The sequence below is a fragment of the Leifsonia sp. NCR5 genome (assembly GCF_002105485.1).
Taxonomy (GTDB): Bacteria; Actinomycetota; Actinomycetes; order Actinomycetales; family Microbacteriaceae; genus Leifsonia.
Map to the genome: position 1 here is coordinate 67,088 of NZ_NCSR01000014.1, position 15,575 is coordinate 82,662.

The 15,575-nt window shown below is 69.1% G+C and carries 15 protein-coding genes; 13 read left to right on the forward strand and 2 right to left on the reverse strand.

Annotated elements, in window-relative coordinates; all coding sequences use genetic code 11:
• Positions 1 to 5: 5 nt before the first annotated feature.
• The gene (locus B7438_RS12880; RefSeq protein ID WP_085369998.1) at positions 6 to 368 is read right to left on the reverse strand and encodes a DUF1844 domain-containing protein; all 363 of its coding nucleotides are present in this window, start codon (positions 366 to 368) and stop codon (positions 6 to 8) included.
• A 268-nt stretch (positions 369 to 636) separates the two neighbouring features.
• Here B7438_RS12880 and infC point away from each other — a divergent pair, with 268 nt between their 5' ends.
• The 4 genes from infC to B7438_RS12900 all read left to right on the forward strand — a co-directional run bounded on the left by infC (position 637) and on the right by B7438_RS12900 (position 2,809).
• Positions 637 to 1,293 carry a translation initiation factor IF-3 gene (gene infC / locus B7438_RS12885; RefSeq protein WP_085369999.1) on the forward strand — a complete coding sequence of 219 codons (657 nt, stop codon included), beginning with the start codon at positions 637 to 639 and terminating at the stop codon, positions 1,291 to 1,293.
• Positions 1,293 to 1,487: a 50S ribosomal protein L35 gene (rpmI, locus tag B7438_RS12890; RefSeq protein WP_055891076.1), complete on the forward strand. Its 195-nt coding sequence runs from the start codon at positions 1,293 to 1,295 to the stop codon at positions 1,485 to 1,487. Before infC ends, rpmI begins: the two co-directional genes overlap by 1 nt.
• A 33-nt stretch (positions 1,488 to 1,520) precedes the next feature.
• Positions 1,521 to 1,907: a 50S ribosomal protein L20 gene (rplT, locus tag B7438_RS12895; protein WP_055891081.1), complete on the forward strand. Its 387-nt coding sequence runs from the start codon at positions 1,521 to 1,523 to the stop codon at positions 1,905 to 1,907.
• An 86-nt stretch (positions 1,908 to 1,993) separates the two neighbouring features.
• Complete coding sequence (locus tag B7438_RS12900) at positions 1,994 to 2,809, forward strand: RNA methyltransferase (RefSeq protein WP_085370000.1); 816 nt, start codon at positions 1,994 to 1,996, stop codon at positions 2,807 to 2,809.
• 87 nt (positions 2,810 to 2,896) lie between these two features.
• On the opposite strand, the gene B7438_RS12905 is transcribed toward B7438_RS12900, so the two are convergent.
• The gene (locus B7438_RS12905; protein ID WP_085370001.1) at positions 2,897 to 4,408 is read right to left on the reverse strand and encodes an MFS transporter; all 1,512 of its coding nucleotides are present in this window, start codon (positions 4,406 to 4,408) and stop codon (positions 2,897 to 2,899) included.
• 72 nt (positions 4,409 to 4,480) lie between these two features.
• Between B7438_RS12905 and B7438_RS12910 the strand changes: the two genes are divergently transcribed.
• The 9 genes from B7438_RS12910 (at position 4,481) to B7438_RS12950 (ending at position 15,573) form a co-directional block, all read left to right on the forward strand.
• The gene (locus B7438_RS12910; protein ID WP_085370051.1) at positions 4,481 to 5,158 is read left to right on the forward strand and encodes a TetR/AcrR family transcriptional regulator; all 678 of its coding nucleotides are present in this window, start codon (positions 4,481 to 4,483) and stop codon (positions 5,156 to 5,158) included.
• A 24-nt stretch (positions 5,159 to 5,182) separates the two neighbouring features.
• Positions 5,183 to 6,223 carry a phenylalanine--tRNA ligase subunit alpha gene (gene pheS, locus B7438_RS12915; RefSeq protein WP_085370002.1) on the forward strand — a complete coding sequence of 347 codons (1,041 nt, stop codon included), beginning with the start codon at positions 5,183 to 5,185 and terminating at the stop codon, positions 6,221 to 6,223.
• Entirely contained in the window at positions 6,223 to 8,766 is a 2,544-nt protein-coding gene (gene pheT / locus B7438_RS12920) for a phenylalanine--tRNA ligase subunit beta (protein WP_085370003.1), read from the forward strand. The genes pheS and pheT overlap by 1 nt, the downstream gene beginning before the upstream one ends.
• Before the next feature lie 279 nt (positions 8,767 to 9,045).
• Positions 9,046 to 10,089 (forward strand): N-acetyl-gamma-glutamyl-phosphate reductase, encoded by a 1,044-nt coding sequence (gene argC / locus B7438_RS12925; RefSeq protein ID WP_085370004.1) that lies wholly within the window; start codon positions 9,046 to 9,048, stop codon positions 10,087 to 10,089.
• Positions 10,086 to 11,258: a bifunctional glutamate N-acetyltransferase/amino-acid acetyltransferase ArgJ gene (gene argJ / locus B7438_RS12930; RefSeq protein WP_085370005.1), complete on the forward strand. Its 1,173-nt coding sequence runs from the start codon at positions 10,086 to 10,088 to the stop codon at positions 11,256 to 11,258. Before argC ends, argJ begins: the two co-directional genes overlap by 4 nt.
• 1 nt (position 11,259) lies before the next feature.
• Positions 11,260 to 12,195: an acetylglutamate kinase gene (gene argB, locus B7438_RS12935; RefSeq protein WP_085370006.1), complete on the forward strand. Its 936-nt coding sequence runs from the start codon at positions 11,260 to 11,262 to the stop codon at positions 12,193 to 12,195.
• Complete coding sequence (locus tag B7438_RS12940) at positions 12,192 to 13,406, forward strand: acetylornithine transaminase (protein ID WP_085370007.1); 1,215 nt, start codon at positions 12,192 to 12,194, stop codon at positions 13,404 to 13,406. The genes argB and B7438_RS12940 overlap by 4 nt, the downstream gene beginning before the upstream one ends.
• A complete protein-coding gene (argF, locus tag B7438_RS12945; RefSeq protein WP_085370008.1) occupies positions 13,403 to 14,332 on the forward strand; it encodes an ornithine carbamoyltransferase in 930 nt (309 codons plus the stop codon). The genes B7438_RS12940 and argF overlap by 4 nt, the downstream gene beginning before the upstream one ends.
• A 44-nt stretch (positions 14,333 to 14,376) precedes the next feature.
• The gene (locus tag B7438_RS12950; RefSeq protein WP_085370009.1) at positions 14,377 to 15,573 is read left to right on the forward strand and encodes an argininosuccinate synthase; all 1,197 of its coding nucleotides are present in this window, start codon (positions 14,377 to 14,379) and stop codon (positions 15,571 to 15,573) included.
• The last annotated feature ends 2 nt before the right edge of the window (positions 15,574 to 15,575 follow it).

Below are 15,575 nucleotides of genomic sequence, written 5' to 3' on the forward strand. Positions count from 1 at the left end.
GCGAGCTAGTTGACCGGGCCGGTGTATTTCTCGCCCGGCCCCTTGCCCAGTTCGTCCGGGATGGGGGAGGCCTCGCGGAACGCGAGCTGCAGGGAGCGCAGGCCGTCGCGGAGGCTGCGGGCGTGCTGGTCGCCGAGGTGCGCCGCGCTCGCGGTGACCAGGCCGGCGAGGGCGTCGATGAGCTTGCGGGCCTCGTCGAGGTCGGTCTGCGCATCCGGGTCGTCTGCCAGACCGCATTTGACCGCCGCGGCGCTCATCAGGTGCACGGCGGTGGTCGTGATGACCTCCACGGCGGGCACTTCGGAGATGTCGCGGGTGGCCGCGCTGACGTCGTCGGTGTCGTCGAAGACGTGGGGTGTGTCGCTCACTGCTTTCCTCTGTTAGAATCGTTCGGGCTCCGGGACATCTGTCTCGGTACGAAAGTGGAGATTCCTCCCACCCGCGCTTGACCGCTTTATTAGGTTACCGGGTTGTTGCACTCCGCCAACGCGCGCAAGCGCGGGGGTAGTCAGGGTGCTGTACCAGGCCTGCGAGAAATCGCGGGAATGCGTTGGTGCGTGGAAAATCCTCTTTCGCCGGTGTCGTCACCCGACGAGATCGCGGCCGCGAAGTATCGCTTGATCAGAGGAGAAAAGCATCAGCGATCCCCGTACCAATGACCGTATCCGCGTCCCCGAAGTTCGACTTGTCGGCCCCAGCGGTGAGCAGGTCGGCGTCGTCAAAATCGAGGTCGCCCTCCGACTCGCACAGGAAGCAGACCTGGATCTGGTTGAGGTTGCTCCCAACTCCAAGCCGCCTGTCGCGAAGATCATGGACTACGGCAAGTTCAAGTACGAGGCTGCGCAGAAGGCCAAGGAGGCCCGGCGCAACCAGGCGAACACCATCCTCAAAGAGGTGCGTTTCCGCCTCAAGATCGACAAGCACGACTACGAGACGAAGCGCAAGCGCGCCGAAGGCTTCCTGAAGGCCGGCGACAAGGTGAAGGCGATGATCCTGTTCCGGGGTCGCGAGCAGTCGCGCCCAGACCAGGGTGTGCGTCTTCTCCAGCGTTTCGCAGAAGATGTGGCCGAGTTCGGCTCGGTCGAATCCAACCCGACCATCGACGGTCGAAACATGGTCATGGTCATCGGCCCTCTGAAGAACAAGTCAGAGGCCAAGGCCGAGGCCAACGCACAACGTGCCGCCACGAAAGCGCGGGCCCAGGGCCGCGACACCGAGGCGGTTGCTGACGCAGACGACTCTGCTCAGTCCGAAGAGAGTTCGCCCGCCGAGGCGACGAACGAGGAGAAATAATGCCCAAGCAGAAGACCCACTCCGGGGCCAAGAAGCGTTTCAAGATCACCGGAAGCGGCAAGGTCATGAAGCAGCAGGCCGGGATGCGCCACAACCTGGAGGTCAAGTCCAGCGACCGCAAGCGTCGCCTCAACCAGGAGCAGGTCGTTCCCGAGGTGGATGCCAAGGTCATCCGCCGCATGCTCGGCAAGTAACCCCACCCGACTTTTTAAGGAAGTAAAGAAGACATGGCAAGAGTAAAAAGGGCGGTCAACGCTCACAAGAAGCGTCGGGTCATCCTCGAGCGTGCCGAGGGCTACCGCGGACAGCGTTCGCGCCTCTACCGCAAGGCCAAGGAGCAGGTCACTCACTCGCTGGTCTACAGCTACCGTGACCGCCGTGCGCGCAAGGGCGACTTCCGCCGCCTGTGGATCCAGCGCATCAACGCCGCGAGCCGCGCGAACGGCCTCACGTACAACCGTCTGATCCAGGGCCTGGGTCTCGCGGGTGTCGAGGTCGACCGTCGCATCCTCGCCGAGCTGGCCGTCAACGAGCCCGCCACCTTCGCGGCTCTCGTGCAGACCGCCAAGAAGGCTCTCCCCGCCGACACCTCGGCGCCGAAGGCTGCTGCGTAACTCGCACCCACCACGTCAGAACCCGGTCGACCATCGTGTCGGCCGGGTTCTCTCGTTGTGCGGGCGCATCCCTCTAAGCTGGGGACATGCTTGACAACCCGCGCTCACCGCGCGTTCGGGCCGTCGCCAAACTCGCGAAGCGTGCCGCCAGGGCTGAGACCGGCCTGTTCCTCCTCGAAGGGCCGCAGGCCGTCGCCGAGGCTCTGTCGTTCCGTCCGGAGCTCGTGGTCGAGCTGTACGCGACGCCGACGGCGCTCGAACGGTACAGCGACATCGGCCAGACCGCCGTGGATGCTGGTGTCGACGTCGAGTTCGTCACCGAGCAGGTGCTGGATGCGATGGCCGACACGGTCACCCCGCAGGGCTTCGTGGCCGTGTGCCGCCAGTTCCCCACCTCGGTGAAGGACATCTTCCGGGACGAGCCGCGCCTGGTCGCGGTCCTCGAGGAAGTGCGCGACCCCGGCAACGCCGGCACGATCATCCGCGCCGCGGACTCCGCCGGTGCAGACGCCGTCGTGCTCACCGGCCGCACCGTCGACCTCTACAACCCGAAGGTGGTCCGCTCGACCACCGGCTCGCTCTTCCACGTCCCCGTCGCTGTCGGCGCCACTCTGGACGACGTGTTTCAGCGCGCCCACAGCGCCGGACTGCAGGTGCTCGCCGCCGACATCAAGGGCGAAGACCTTCTCGCCGCGCGCACGGACGGGCAGCTCGCCCGCCCCACCGCGTGGGTGTTCGGCAACGAGGCGCACGGCCTCGCCGACGAGCTGCTTCCCCTGGTCGACCGCGTCGTCACCGTGCCGATCTACGGCAAGGCGGAGTCGATGAACCTGGCGACCGCCGCGAGCGTGTGCCTCTACGAGTCCGCGTTCGCGCAGCGCTCGGCCGCGGTGACGGACTGAGCGTCGTCCCGGCCAGGGACGCACGAACGCCCTGCGTGGATATCCGCGCAGGGCGTTCCTGCATGAGTGCGTAAGCGCGTCAGAACCTCAGTGCGCGACGACCGGCTCGGTCGGCTCCGGTGCGTCCGCTGCCGCCCCCGCCGTGCCGCCCGGGTTGCCGAGCGACGCGCCGTCTCCGCGGCGGCGGTAGAGCAGCGCGGACAGGATCGCGCCGAACACGAAGAATGCTGCGCCCCACCAGTACGCGGTCGCGTAGCTGTGCACGGCGGCCTCCGCCGCCACCGAGGGGGTGGGCGGCAGGTGCGAGGCGATGTAGTCGGTCGCCGCGGTAGCCGCGAGCGTGTTGAGCAGTGCAGTGCCGATGGATCCGCCGACCTGCTGGCTGGTGTTCACCATCGCGGAGGCGACCCCGGCGAAGTGCCGGTCGACGCCGAGGGTCGCGGTCTGGATCGCCGCGGGCATGATCGAGCCCATGCCGGTTCCGAGGATCATCAGCGCGGGCAGCACGTCGGTCGCGTAGTTGGCCGTGACGCCGAGGTGGGTCAGGTAGACCATGCCGATCGCGGCGATGGTCATGCCGATCGGCACCATCACCTTCGGCCCGAACTTGGGCACGAAGATGTTGGTCGACAGCTGGGCGGCGATCACCAGCATCACGATCATCGGCAGGAAGCCGAGGCCGGTCTGGATGGGGCTGAACTTCAGCGTGGTCTGCAGGTAGTAGGTGACGAAGAGGAAGATGCCGAACATCCCCGCCCCGGCGATCAGGATGGACGAGTACGAGGCTCCGCGGTTGCGGTCGAGCACGATCGACAGCGGAAGCAAGGGATGCGCCGCCCTGCGCTGCCAGAGCACGAACGCGATCAGCAGCACACCGGATGCGGCGAGCAGCCCCCAGCTCTGCGGGGAGTCCCAGCCGTCCGTCTCCGCGTTGGAGAACCCGTAGACGAGGCTGAACAGCGCGCCGGAGACGAGGATCGTGCCCGGCACGTCGAGCTTCGGCCGCGGGCCGGAGCGGGCGACGCTGCTGACGAAGATGGTCGCGCCGATGATCGCCACAATGGCGATGACGACGTTGATGTAGAGGTTCCAGCGCCAGTCGAACTGCTCGGTGAGGAAGCCGCCGAGCAGCAGGCCGACCGCGCCGCCTGCTCCGGCGATGGCTCCGAAGATGCCGAACGCGCGGGCACGCTCCTTGGGGATGGTGAAGGTGGTGGTGAGCACGGCGAGGGCGGTGGGGGCGAGCAGTGCGCCGAACGCGCCCTGCAGTGCCCTGGCGCCCACGAGCATCCCGAAGCTGCCGGCAGCCCCGCCGAGGGCGGATGCCCCCGCGAAGCCGATGAGGCCGATGATGAAGGCGCGTTTGCGGCCGATGAGGTCGGAGAGCCTTCCGCCGAACAGCAGCAGGCTGCCGAAGGCGAGGGAGTATGCGGTGACGATCCACTGGCGGTCGGCGTTGCTGAAACCGAGGTCGGCCTGTGCCGACGGGAGGGCGATGTTCACGACCGTGGAGTCGAGGACGACCATGAGCTGCGCGAGGGCGACGGTGACGAGCGTCCACCAGCGGCGGGTCGAAACGGGAGGGGGATTCTGCGACATGGAGGTCACTATATACGAAACTAAGCAGTTCCGGATCTACCAAGTTCTAAAATTAACCTTACAATGGTCTGGATGGACAGCCACAACACGAAGGAAGCCGCAATGACGCAGCTCGACACCGTTGACGAAACGCGGACGGCGCCCGCGAAGCTGGGTCGCAAACGCGACCACACGCGCGACCCCGAAATCCTCGCCGCCGCTCTCGACGTCCTGGCCGAGACCGGGTACGAACGCATGACGATGGACATGGTCGCCTCCCGCGCCAAGGCGGGGAAGGCCACGGTCTACCGCCGCTGGAGCTCCAAGGCCGAACTGGTCATCGAGGCCGTCGCGTGCATGAAGAAGATCGACGTCGACCAGGGTGCGCTGCCGGACACCGGGACGCTCCGCGGCGACATGATCGCGATGATCAAGCCGCACAGCCTCGAAGACGCGGAGAGGAAGCTGCGCGTGATGGCCGGGCTCATCTCGATGCTCGCGCAGGACCCCGACCTGGCGGAGGCGGTCAACGCGGCGATCGTCGAGCCCCGCGCATCCGTCAACCGGTTCTTCATGCGCAGGGCGATCGAGCGCGGGGAGATCTCCGCGGACTGCGACATCGAGACGCTCGCGCTCGTGACGCCGTCGATGGCCTCGTACCGCACCCTCATCCTGCACAAGCCGGTGGACAGGGAGTTCCTCATCTCGCTGATCGACGGCGTGCTGCTGCCGGCGGTCGGGCTCGGTGCGCACCAGGGGAGTGCCGGCTAGCGCTGCCCACTAAACTTGGGTCTCGTGTCTGAATCCTCCGAAATCTCCGAAGCCGCCGTCGAGGCGGCGGTCGCGTCGGCCATCGCGGCGATCGACGCCGCGGCCGACTCGGCTGCACTCAAGGTCGTGCGCGCAGAGCACACGGCCGAGGGCTCGCCGCTCGCGCGCCTGAACGCCGCCATCCGCTCCGTGCCCAACGACCAGAAGGCCTCCGCCGGCAAACTGGTCGGCCAGGCGAGGGGAACCGTCAACCAGGCGTTCGCGGCCAAGGAGGCCCAGATCGAGCGCGAGGAGAACGAGGCTCGTCTCGCAGCGGAGGCGCTCGACGTCACCGCCCTCCCTTCGCGCTGGACCCCGGGCGCCCGTCACCCGCTCTCGCTGCTGCAGGAGCGCATCGCCGACGTCTTCGTCGGCATGGGCTGGGAGGTCGCGGAAGGCCCGGAGCTGGAGAGCGAGTGGTACAACTTCGACGCCCTCAACTTCGATGAGGACCACCCGGCGCGTGCGATGCAGGACACCTTCTTCGTCGAGCCGACGAACGCGCACCTCGTGATGCGCACCCACACGTCTCCGGTGCAGCTGCGCGCCCTGCTGGGCAACGAGCTGCCGGTGTACCGGATCGCGCCCGGCCGGGTGTTCCGCACGGACGAGTTCGACGCGACCCACCTTCCGGTGTTCCACCAGACAGAGGGCATCGCGGTCGACAAGGGCCTCACGATGGCGCACCTGCGCGGCACCCTCGACCACTTCGTCAAGACGCTGTTCGGCGACGAGGCGAAGGTGCGGCTGCGCCCCAACTACTTCCCGTTCACCGAGCCGAGCGCCGAGCTCGACCTCTGGCACCCCACCTTCAAGGGCGGGGCGCGCTGGATCGAGTGGGGCGGCTGCGGCATGGTCAACCCCAACGTGCTCCGCTCGGCGGGGATCGATCCAGAGGTGTACTCGGGCTTCGCGTTCGGGATGGGCGTCGAGCGGGCGCTGATGTTCCGCAACGACGTCAAAGACATGCGTGACATGGCCGAGGGCGATGTCCGGTTCTCTCAGCAGTTCGGAATGGTGGTCTGATGCGCGTCCCCCTGAGTTGGCTCGGCGAGTACGTCGACCTCGAGCCGGGTACGACCCCCGAGGAGGTCCACGCGGCCCTCGTCTCCGTCGGTCTCGAAGAGGAGGAGATCCACTCGTTCGAGATCTCCGGACCTGTCGTGGTCGGCGAGGTGCTCGACTTCGTCGAGGAGCCGCAGAGCAACGGCAAGACCATCCGGTGGTGCCAGGTGCGCGTCGCGCCGGAGGGTGAGAAGGCCGCGGACGGCGGAGACGCCGTGCACGGCATCGTCTGCGGTGCCCGCAACTTCTTCCCCGGCGACAAGGTCGTGGTGACCCTGCCGGGCTCCGTCCTGCCCGGACCGTTCCCGATCGCCGCCCGCAAGACATACGGCCATGTCTCCGACGGCATGATCGCCTCCGCCCGCGAGCTGGGCCTCGGCGACGAGCACGACGGCATCCTGCGCCTCTCCACCCTGGGGCTCGACCCGGAGGTGGGAGCGGACGCGATCGCCCTGCTCGGCCTGGACGACACCGCCGTCGAGGTCAACGTGACCCCCGACCGCGGATACGCGTTCTCGATCCGCGGCATCGCCCGCGAGTACTCGCACGCCACCGGTGCGGCGTTCCGCGACCCCGCCGACGCGGCGGGCATCCTGCCGGCCGGTGCGCACGCGCACGGCTTCAGCGTCGCGATCGACGACAGGGCCCCGATCCGCGGCCGCTCGGGAGCGACCGTGTTCGTCACCCGCGTCGTCCGCGACGTCGACGGCTCCCGCCCGACGCCCGCGTGGATGATCGCCAGGCTCAAGCTCGCCGGCATCCGCTCCATCTCTCTCGTGGTCGACATCACCAACTACGTGATGCTCGAGCTCGGCCAGCCCATCCACGGCTACGACCTGGACAAGCTGCACGGAGGCATCGTCGTGCGCAGGGCGCACCAGGGGGAGACCCTGGTGACCCTGGACGACCAGACCAGGACGCTGGATGCGGAAGACCTCGTCATCACGGACGACTCCGGTCCCATCGGCCTCGCCGGCGTGATGGGCGGCGCATCCACCGAGATCGGCGCAGAGACCTCGAACGTCCTGATCGAGGCCGCCAACTTCGACCCGGTGTCGATCGCGCGCACCGCCCGCAGGCACAAGCTGCCGAGCGAGGCGTCCAAGCGCTTCGAGCGCGGCGTCGACCCGCGCGTCGCCGTCGCTGCCGCCGGACGCGTCGTTCAGCTGCTCGAACAGCTCGCCGGCGGCCACGCCGACGCGCTCGGCTCCGTGCTGGATGCCGCGGAGGCTCCGGAGGCGATCCGCCTTCCCCGCACGTACATCGCCTCCCTCATCGGCGTCGAGTTCACCGACGACGAGGTGCGCGGCGCGCTCGCCGAGATCGGCGGAGCCGTCTCCGAGTCCGACGGCGACCTCCTGGTCGTCCCTCCGACCTGGCGTCCGGACCTGCGCGACAAGTCCGACCTCGCGGAGGAGGTGGCGCGCATCGTCGGCTACGACCGCATCCCGTCGGAGCTGCCCGTCGCGCCTCCCGGCCGAGGCCTCACCCGCGAGCAGAAGCTGCGCCGCGCGGTCGCGCAGACCCTCGCGGACAACGGCGCCACCGAGATCCTGGCGTTCCCGTTCGTGAGCGAGAAGGCGAACGACCTCTTCGGCTCGCCGGAGGCGGGCGGCGTCCCTGCCGTCAAGCTGGCGAACGCCCTGGACGCGACGGCGCCGTACCTGCGAACGGCCCTGCTCCCCGGCCTGGTCGACGCGGCCAAGCGCAACCTCGCCCGCGGCCTGGTCGACCTGAGCATCTACGAGCTGGGCACCGTCTTCCGTCCGTCCGGCGACGGCCTCGGGAGCGAGACGCTCCCGCTCGGCGCTGCTCTGCCGTCCGACGACGTGCTCGCCGGGCTCAACGCCGGCATCCCGGCGCAGCCGAGGCACCTCGCCGGGCTGGTGCTCGGGCATCCCGTGCAGAAGCAGCCAGGTCAGGAGGCGATCGCCGCCGGTGTCGCCGACGCGCTCACGATGGTGGCGCAGACCGCAGCGGCGCTCGGCATCGAGGTGGACCCCGTGCAGAGCACGCACCAGGCGATGCACCCCGGCCGCACGGCGCAGCTGATCGCCCGGGGAGCAGACGGCGTCGAGGTGCCCGTCGGCTACGCGGGCGAACTGCTGCCGGCGCTGGCGGAGGAGCTCGACCTGCCGCGCGTCGTCGCGGTGTTCGAGCTCGACCTGGATGCGCTGATCGCGGTCGCGCCCGCCGACGTCGTAGCCGGGACGATCTCCGGTTTCCCCGCCGCCACCCAGGATCTCTCGCTCGTCGTGCGCCAGGAGGTTCCGGCCGGCGACGTCAAGCGTGCGGTGCAGGAGGGTGCAGGGGCGCTGCTGGAGCACATCCGGTTGGTGGACGACTACCGCGGCCACGGCCTGCCCGCCGGGCACAAGAGCCTGACGTTCGCGCTGCGGTTCCGCGCGGACGACCGCACGCTTACCGCGGCGGAGGCCAGCGAGGCCAAGCTCGCGGGAGCGGCGCGCGCCGAGGAGCTGTTCGGAGCGCACATCCGCGACTGATCGACCATCCACGGTGCGAGAGCGCGGCCCCGTCTGCCGGGGCCGCGCTCTCGCGCGTTCGGCGCCCGATTTGGTGCGGGGGTGGGGAGTGACGATAGGGTTGGCGCATGCTTTTCGTTCGGTGCATCGAGGACACGCGCTCGGCTTCCGCCGCCCGCGCCATGCGCCGACGCCTGCGCGACCGCCGAATCTAGGCGGCGCTGGCGCGACCCTTTCCGAGGGACTCGTGGGTGCCGCCTTCGTCGAGGCCCCCTGTCGTCCACTCAATAAGGTAGAAGCATGACTTTCTCGGTAGCCGTCGCCGGAGCATCCGGTTACGCGGGCGGAGAGCTCCTGCGGATCCTCGCCGGTCATCCAGACTTCGAGGTCCGCACCGTCACGGCGCATCAGAACGCCGGGCAGCCGCTCGTCTCGCACCAGCCCCACCTCCGTTCCCTCAGCCACCTGACCCTGGTCGAGTCGACCGTGGAGAACCTCTCCGGTCACGACGTGGTCTTCCTGGCCCTTCCGCACGGCAAGTCCGGCGAGATCGCGGCGCTGCTGCCGGAGGAGACGCTCGTCGTCGACTGCGGCGCCGACCACCGGCTGGAGAGCCCGGAGTCGTGGGCCGCGTTCTACGGCGGCGAGTACTTCGGCTCCTGGGCGTACGGTGTGCCCGAGCTGCCCGTCGGCGACGGCAAGCAGCGGGATGCGCTGGCCGGAGCCAAGCGCATCGCGGCACCCGGGTGCAACGCCAGCGCCGTCTCCCTCGCGCTCGCCCCCGGCATCGCCGCTGGGCTGATCGAGGAGGAGGACATCGTCGCCGTCCTCGCCGTCGGCCCGTCCGGCGCAGGCAAGAGCCTCAAGACGATGTACCTGGCCAGCGAGATCCTGGGCTCGGCCAATCCGTACGCGGTCGGCGGGACCCACCGCCACATCCCGGAGATTCAGCAGAACCTCCGCAAGGCCGGGGCCGCCAACCCCACGGTCTCGTTCACCCCGGTGCTCGTTCCGATGTCGCGGGGCATCCTGGCCACCTCCACCGCGAGGCTGAAGCCGGGCGTGACGGCCGAGCAGGTGCAGAGCGCGTGGGAGTCCGCCTATGCGGGCGAGACGTTCGTGCAGGTGCTCCCGGCCGGCACGGTGCCGCGCACCGCCGACGTGCTCGGCGCGAACACCGCTCTGATCGCCGTTGCCGTCGACGAGGCCGCGGGCCGCGTCGTCACGGTCCTCGCGCTCGACAATCTCTACAAGGGGACGGCCGGCGCCGCCATCCAGTCCGCCAATATCGCCCTCGGTCTCGACGAGACCGCCGGCCTGACCGTGAACGGAGTGGCACCGTGAGCGTCACAGCAGCATCCGGATTCGCCGCGGCGGGGGTCGCAGCCGGCCTCAAGGCCAGCGGCACGCGCGACCTCGCGATCGTGCAGAACCTCGGCCCGCTCAGCGCAGCGGCCACAGTGTTCACGACCAACAGGTGTCAGGCCAACCCGGTCATCTGGAGCAGGCAGGTCATCGCGGACGGCGTGGTCTCCGCCATCGTCCTCAACTCGGGCGGAGCCAACTGCTACACCGGTGCCCAGGGCTTCCAGACCACCCATGCCACCGCTGAGGCGGTCGGCGAACGGCTCGGCGTCTCCGCCGGAGACGTGCTCGTCTGCTCGACCGGCCTGATCGGCGACCAGCTCGACCTCGGCAAGCTCACGGCGGGCGTCACAGACGCCGCGGCAGCCCTCGCCGAGGGAACGGGCCTCGGCGCGGATGCCGGACTCGCCGCCGCCGAGGCGATCATGACGACGGACACGAAGCCCAAACAGGCGGAGCAGCGCTCGCCGGCGGGCTGGACGGTCGGCGGCATGGCCAAGGGAGCGGGAATGCTCGCGCCCGGCCTCGCGACCATGCTCGTGGTCATCACCACCGACGCCGTCCTCGACTCCGCCCAGCTGGATGCGGCGCTCCGGGCCGCGACCAGGGTCACCTTCGACAGGCTCGACTCCGACGGCTGCATGTCCACCAACGACACCGTCGCCCTGCTCGGCTCCGGCGCGAGCGGCGTCGCAGCGGACGAGGCGGAGTTCGCCGCGGCGCTCACCGCGGTGTGCCGCGATCTCGCCGAGCAGCTGCAGGCCGACGCGGAGGGCGCATCCCACGACATCGCCATCGAGGTCGTCAACGCGGCGAGCGAGGACGACGCCGTGACCGTCGGCCGCGCCGTCTCCCGCAGCAACCTGTTCAAGGCGGCCATCTTCGGCAACGATCCCAACTGGGGCAGGGTGCTCGCAGCGGTCGGCACGACCGACGCGGTGTTCGACCCGTACGGCATCGACGTCGCGATCAATGGCATCCAGATCTGCACGGCGGGGGAGCCGGACCAGCCGCGCGAGCTGGTCGACCTGACGCCGCGCGCCGTGCACATCCTGATCGATCTGCACGCCGGGAGCGAGACGGCGACCATCCTGACCAACGATCTCACGCACGACTACGTGCACGAGAACAGTGCATACGCGAGCTGAGATGACAGACGACAGCACGCTCGACACGAGAGCAGAGACCGACGCTTCGGAGGCGGAGGAGCGCAGGAGCGCCTCGGCCAAGGCCGAGACGCTGATCGAGTCGCTTCCCTGGCTGAAGCGGTTCCACGACCAGATCATCGTGGTCAAGTTCGGTGGCAACGCGATGGTCAGCGAGGAGCTGCAGCAGGCGTTCGCCGAGGACATGGTCTACCTGCGCTACGCGGGCATCCGGCCGGTCGTGGTGCACGGTGGCGGCCCGCAGATCTCCGCGATGCTGGACAGGCTCGGCATCGAGTCCGAGTTCCGCGGCGGGTACCGGGTGACGACACCGGAGGCGATGGATGTGGTGCGCATGGTCCTCACCGGCCAGATCAACCGCGACCTCGTCAGCAACATCAACAAGCACGGTCCGCTCGCCGCCGGCATCTCCGGTGAGGACGCCGGGCTGTTCCAGGGGCGCAAGCGCGGAACCGTCGTCGACGGCGTCGAGGTGGACCTCGGGCTGGTCGGCGACGTGATCGGCGTGAACCCGGAGGCCGTGCACGCGCAGCTGGACGCCGGGCGCATCCCGGTCGTGTCCTCGATCGCGCCGGACATCGACGACCCAGGGCACTCGCTCAACGTCAACGCCGACGCGGCGGCCGCGGCCCTCGCCGTCGCCCTCGGGGCGGCGAAGCTCGTCATCCTGACCGACGTCGCCGGGCTGTACAGCGACTGGCCGAACCGCGACTCGCTGCTGTCCAAGATCGACGCCGGCGAGCTGCGCGAACTGCTGCCGACGCTCGAGTCCGGCATGATCCCGAAGATGTCCGCCTGCCTCGACGCCGTCGACGGCGGCGTCGCGAAGGCCGCGATCATCGACGGGCGCATCCCGCACTCGATCCTGCTCGAAGTCTTCACCCAATCGGGGATCGGAACGGAGGTGGTGCCATCGTGAGCACCAGCACGACGACCGGCTGGACCGACCGTTTCGGCCACACCATGATGCGCACGCTCGCCACGCCCAAGCTGATGCTGGCGCGCGGGGAGGGCTGCCGCGTCTGGGACGTGGACGGCGACGAGTACCTCGACTTCCTCGCGGGGATCGCGGTCAACTCGCTCGGCCACGCGCATCCCGTGCTGGTGGATGCGGTCTCCCGCCAGATCGCGACGCTCGCGCACGTCTCCAACTACTTCGCCACCCCGCCGCAGCTGGAACTGGCCGAGCGTCTCACCAGGATCACCGGGGCCGGCGACGCCGGGCGCGTGTACTTCTGCAACTCGGGAGCTGAGGCGAACGAGGCGGCCTTCAAGCTGGCCAGGCTCAACAGGTCAGCCGGTCACCGCACCCGCGTGCTCGCGCTGAACAACGCGTTCCACGGCCGCACGATGGGGTCGCTGGCGCTCACCGGCAAGCCGCCGATGCGCGAGGCGTTCGAGCCGCTGCCCGCCGGGGTGGAGCACATCGACACCACGATCGAGGCGCTCGAAGCAGCCATCGACGACCGCGTCGCCGCGCTGTTCGTCGAGCCGATCAAGGGCGAGGCCGGCGTGCTCGACCTGCCGGACGGCTTCCTGAAGCGGGCGCGCGAGCTGACAGAGCAGCACGGGGTGCTGCTCATCATCGACGAGATCCAGACCGGTGTCGGCCGCACGGGACGCTGGTTCGCCTACGAGCACGCCGGCATCCTGCCGGACGCTGTGACGGTCGCCAAGGGCATCGCGGGCGGCGTCCCGATCGGCGCGCTCGTCACCTTCGGCTGGGCGTCCGAGCTGTTCTCGCAGGGCCAGCACGGCTCGACCTTCGGCGGCAACCCGCTCGCGACCGCGGCGGGCAACGCCGTGCTCGGCGAGATCGAGCGCGCCGACCTGGTCGGCAACGCCGAGCGCCGAGGAGAGGAGCTGCGGGCGATCATCCGCGGCTACGACTCCCCGCTGATCGGCGACGTGCGCGGCCAGGGCCTCCTCGTCGGCATCGGCCTGACAGAGGGGGAGGCGCACCGGCTCTCCGATGCCGCGCTCGCCAACGGGCTCATCATCAACGCCCCCAACGAGTCGAGCATCCGGCTGGCCCCGCCGCTGATCGTCGGCGACGACGAGCTGGCGGAGTTCCGCGAGCGATTCGGCCGAGCCCTCGCCTCCATCCACACCACCGGAAAGAAATCATGACCAGGCATTTTCTGCGCGACGACGACATCAGCCCCTCCGAGCAGGCCGAGATCCTGGATCTCGCCGTGCAGCTGAAGCAGGACCGCTTCGGCACCAAGCCGCTCGCCGGTCCGCAGACGGTCGCCGTGATCTTCGACAAGTCGTCGACCCGTACGCGCGTCTCGTTCGCCGTCGGCATCGCCGACCTCGGCGGCAGCCCGCTGATCATCTCGACGGCCAACAGTCAGCTCGGCGGAAAGGAGACGCCGTCCGATACGGCTCGCGTGCTGGAGCGCATGGTGTCCGCGATCGTCTGGCGCACATACGCGCAGTCCGGCCTGGAGGAGATGGCGAAGGGAACGACGGTTCCCGTCGTCAACGCCCTCTCCGACGATTTCCACCCGTGCCAGATCCTCGCCGACCTCCTGACGATCAGGGAGAAGCGTGGATCGCTCGCGGGGCTCACCCTCACCTTCTTCGGCGACGGCGCGAGCAACATGGGCCAGTCCTACCTGCTCGGCGGCGTCACGGCCGGGATGCACGTGCGCGTCGCCTCCCCGGCCGACTACGCCCCGAGCGCAGCGGTCGTCGCCGACGCGGAGGCCATCGCGGAGCAGACCGGAGGGTCCGTCACCCTGTTCGCCGACCCGCGCGAGGCGGCTGCCGGCTCGGACGTGATGATCACGGACACCTGGGTGTCGATGGGCAAGGAGGACGAGAAGGCGGAGCGCATCGCTGTCTTCGGCGGCTACCGCGTCGACTCCGACCTGATGGCGCTCGCCCAGCCGGATGCGCTGTTCATGCACTGTCTTCCCGCCGACCGTGGCTACGAGGTCACGGCCGACGTCATCGACGGCCCCCAGTCGGTTATCTGGGACGAGGCGGAGAACCGCCTGCACGCCCAGAAGGCCCTGCTGGTCTGGCTGCTCGCGAAGAACGCCGCATAGCGGCACTCCCTAGAATCTTTACGAAACAGAACTGAAGGAGAATCATGGCGGAACGTGTTGTTCTCGCGTACTCGGGCGGTCTCGACACCTCGGTCGGCATCGGCTGGCTGAAGGACGCGACCGGTAAAGAGGTCGTGGCCCTGGCGGTCGACGTCGGACAGGGCGGAGAGGACATGGAGGCCATCCGTCAGCGCGCGCTCGACTGCGGCGCGGTCGAGTCCGTGGTCGTGGATGCGAAGGACGAGTTCGCCGACGACTACATCATGCCGGCGCTCAAGGCCAACGCCCTGTACCAGAAGCGCTACCCGCTGGTCTCCGCGCTCAGCCGCCCGGTGATCGCCAAGCACCTCGCGCAGACTGCGAAGGCACTCGGTGCGGACAGCGTGGCCCACGGATGCACGGGCAAGGGCAACGACCAGGTGCGGTTCGAGGCCGCCGTCGCAGCGCTCGCCCCCGAGCTGACCTCGCTGGCCCCCGTCCGCGACTTCGCGCTCACCCGCGACAAGGCCATCGTCTACGCGGCCGAGCACAACCTCCCGATCGAGCAGTCGAAGAAGTCGCCGTACTCCATCGACCAGAACGTGTGGGGCCGCGCCGTCGAGACCGGCTTCCTCGAAGACCCGTGGAACGCCCCGATCGAAGACCTGTACACCTACACGCAGGACCCGGCCGTGACCCGCGACCCCGTGGAGGTCGTCATCTCGTTCCGCGAGGGCATCCCCGTGGCCATCGACGGCAAGCCGGTCACCCCGCTGGAGGCCGTCCAGCTGATGAACACCGTCGCCGGTGGTCAGGGCGTTGGCCGCATCGACATCGTCGAGGACCGCCTCGTCGGCATCAAGAGCCGCGAGGTCTACGAGTCGCCGGCCGGCATCGCGCTGATCGCCGCCCACGAGGAGCTCGAGAACATGACCGTCGAGCGCGACGTCGCCCGCTACAAGCGGACCGTCGAGGCCAAGTGGTCGGAGCTCGTCTACGACGGCCTCTGGTTCTCCGGTCTGAAGCGCGCCCTGGACGTGTTCATCGACGAGACGCAGAAGTACGTCAACGGCGACATCCGCCTGAAGCTGCACGCAGGCTCCGCGGTCGTCACCGGCCGCCGCAGCGACACCAGCCTGTACGACTTCAACCTCGCCACGTACGACACCGGCGACACGTTCGACCAGTCGCTCGCCAAGGGCTTCATCGAGCTGTGGTCGCTGCCGAGCAAGATCTCGGCTCGTCGTGACCAGGCCCAGTAAGG

Bases quoted from the DNA above. Each gene is read 5' to 3' on its own strand.
- rpmI (WP_055891076.1), top strand. From the start codon at position 1,293: ATGCCCAAGCAGAAGACCCACTCCGGGGCCAAGAAGCGTTTCAAGATC.
- rplT (WP_055891081.1), top strand. From the start codon at position 1,521: ATGGCAAGAGTAAAAAGGGCGGTCAACGCTCACAAGAAGCGTCGGGTC.
- B7438_RS12900 (WP_085370000.1), top strand. From the start codon at position 1,994: ATGCTTGACAACCCGCGCTCACCGCGCGTTCGGGCCGTCGCCAAACTC.
- B7438_RS12905 (WP_085370001.1), bottom strand. From the start codon at position 4,408: ATGTCGCAGAATCCCCCTCCCGTTTCGACCCGCCGCTGGTGGACGCTC.
- B7438_RS12910 (WP_085370051.1), top strand. From the start codon at position 4,481: ATGGACAGCCACAACACGAAGGAAGCCGCAATGACGCAGCTCGACACC.
- pheT (WP_085370003.1), top strand. From the start codon at position 6,223: ATGCGCGTCCCCCTGAGTTGGCTCGGCGAGTACGTCGACCTCGAGCCG.
- argC (WP_085370004.1), top strand. From the start codon at position 9,046: ATGACTTTCTCGGTAGCCGTCGCCGGAGCATCCGGTTACGCGGGCGGA.
- argB (WP_085370006.1), top strand. From the start codon at position 11,260: ATGACAGACGACAGCACGCTCGACACGAGAGCAGAGACCGACGCTTCG.
- argF (WP_085370008.1), top strand. From the start codon at position 13,403: ATGACCAGGCATTTTCTGCGCGACGACGACATCAGCCCCTCCGAGCAG.
- B7438_RS12950 (WP_085370009.1), top strand. From the start codon at position 14,377: ATGGCGGAACGTGTTGTTCTCGCGTACTCGGGCGGTCTCGACACCTCG.